Below are 1,752 nucleotides of genomic sequence, written 5' to 3' on the forward strand. Positions count from 1 at the left end.
CCCGTCAGGCAGGTGGTACTCGAGGTGCGCGGCTTCCAGATGTCCCATGGTCACGCATTCTGCGGTCGCCCCGGCGGCCGCGGCAAACGCTTATCGCCCGCCCACCGGGGCCGGACCGCCCCACTGCGGCCGCCCCACCGCGGCCGCCCGGCACGCGCAGCCCGGTGCCGGGGAGCGGGCGCGTACGAGGATCCCCCCACAAGAAACGGCCGCTTCGGGGTAACGGTCCCTTTATGAGCCCAGACGTCGACCTCACCGCCCCCGCAACCGGCGCCCGCGCCGTTCTGAAGCACCTGCTGGCCGTGGACTGCCGGCTGTTCGAGTTCGCGGCCGAGCGTCAATGGCCCGGCGCCGGGCCCGTACTGCCGCGGCTGAGCCGCAGCGCCAACCACGGCGTGCTGTGGTTCGCGGCGGCTGCCGCCATCGCGGCGAGCCGCACCCCGCGGGCCCGCCGTGCCGCGGTCCGCGGCCTGGCCTCGCTGAGCCTGGCCTCGCTGACCATCAACACGCTCGGCAAGCGTTCGGTGCGCCGTCCCCGGCCGGTGCTGGACCCGGTGCCGATCATGCGGCGGCTCAAGCGGCAGCCGATCACCACCTCCTTCCCGTCCGGGCACGCCGCGTCCGCCGCCGCCTTCGCGACCGGCGTCGCCCTGGAGTCCCCGGCCTGGGGCGCGGCGGTGGCACCGGTCGCCGCGGCGGTCGCGCTCTCCCGCGTCTACACCGGCGTGCACTTCCCCAGCGACGTACTGGCCGGCACCGCCCTGGGCGCGGGCGCCGCGTTCGCCGCACGGGGCATCGTGCCCACCCGCGCCCAGATCGCCCCGCCGGCCCGCCCTCGCGCCGCCGTGCCGGCACTGCCCGGCGGCGAGGGCCTGGTGCTCGTCGCCAACAACGGCTCGGGCACCTCCGAGCGCGCCCGGGCGCTGCGGAACGCGCTGCCCCGGGCGGAGGTCGTCGAGTGCGGACCGGACGACGTCCCGGACGAGCTGGAGAAGGCCGCGGGCCGCGCCCGGGTACTCGGGGTGTGCGGCGGCGACGGCACCGTGAACGCGGCCGCCGAGGTCGCCCTGCGCCACGGCCTGCCGCTCGCGGTGCTGCCCGGCGGCACGCTCAACCACTTCGCCTACGACCTCGGCGTGGAGGACGTACGGGACCTGAGCCGGGCCCTGGAGAAGGGGGACGGCGTGCGCGTGGACGTGGCCCGCTTCCGGTCCGGGGACAAGCAGGGCGTCTTCCTCAACACGTTCAGCCTGGGCGTGTACCCGGAGCTGGTGCGCGAGCGGGAGCTGTGGACGGACCGGATCGGCAGTTGGCCGGCCGGGGTGCTGGCGGCCCTGAAGGTGCTGCGTGCGAACCGCCACCCGCTGCAGGCCGAGTTCCAGGGCCGGTCCCACCCGCTGTGGCTGCTGTTCGCCGGCAACGGCACCTACCACCGCATGGGGCTCGCCCCGGGCCGCCGGCTCGACCTCGCCGACGGGGTGCTCGACGTCCGGGTGGTGCACGGGGGCCGCAAGCCGGCCCTGCGTCTGCTGTCCGCCGCCCTCGCGGGCCCGCTCACCCGGTCTCCCGCCCACGCGGCGGTCCAGGTCGGCCGGCTGCACCTGACCGGAATCGAGCCCGGCACCCTCCTCGCCTACGACGGCGAGGTGGTGGAGGTGGAGGTGGAGGTGTGGCTGGAGAAGCTGCCGGAGGCGCTGACCGTGTACCGTCCGCTGCCCGGAAGCTGACCTCCCGACCGCCCTCCTGGCAACC

At 76.0% G+C, this 1,752-nt stretch carries 1 protein-coding gene; it reads left to right on the plus strand.

The genetic code is table 11. The annotated features are described in order from the left end of the window. Positions 1–233: 233 nt before the first annotated feature. Positions 234–1,727 (plus strand): bifunctional phosphatase PAP2/diacylglycerol kinase family protein, encoded by a 1,494-nt coding sequence (locus C1I97_RS36580; protein WP_111007200.1) that lies wholly within the window; start codon positions 234–236, stop codon positions 1,725–1,727. Positions 1,728–1,752: the final 25 nt, after the last annotated feature.

The sequence above is a fragment of the Streptomyces sp. NTH33 genome (assembly GCF_003236365.1).
Classification (GTDB): Bacteria; Actinomycetota; Actinomycetes; order Streptomycetales; family Streptomycetaceae; genus Streptomyces.